Source organism: Paenibacillus sp. F4 (genome assembly GCF_002894905.1).
In the GTDB taxonomy this organism is placed as follows: domain Bacteria; phylum Bacillota; class Bacilli; order Paenibacillales; family Paenibacillaceae; genus Paenibacillus; species Paenibacillus polymyxa_B.
The window spans coordinates 1-251 of sequence record NZ_POVS01000039.1 but is presented as its reverse complement, the minus strand read 5'-3'; the positions used below and the strand labels follow the sequence as shown (position 1 = coordinate 251).

1 rRNA gene (running past one end of the window) is annotated in these 251 nt (G+C 43.8%); it reads right to left on the bottom strand.

Annotated features, from left to right (window positions below):
* Positions 1 to 39: ribosomal RNA gene (rrf, locus tag C1T21_RS26650) — 5S ribosomal RNA — on the bottom strand; it reaches 82 nt to the left of the window's first position.
* Positions 40 to 251: the final 212 nt, after the last annotated feature.

Sequence of the window (251 nt, the reverse complement as noted above, 5' to 3'; positions counted from 1 at the left end):
GATGGGTACGTGTGGAACCCCTCCGCTATCGCCACCAAACATGAATTTACATCGTAAATTCTTCCGTATGGTTATTCGGTTCGTCACTTATCGTGTGAATGAATAGCCATGCGCTTGTTGTATGTCACTTGTACATACCTTCAAGGTTACACCCTGAAAACTGGATCCGAAACTCATTTGCGTTTTATTTTTTAGGATAAGCCCTCGACCGATTAGTATTGGTCAGCTCCATGCATTACTGCACTTCCACC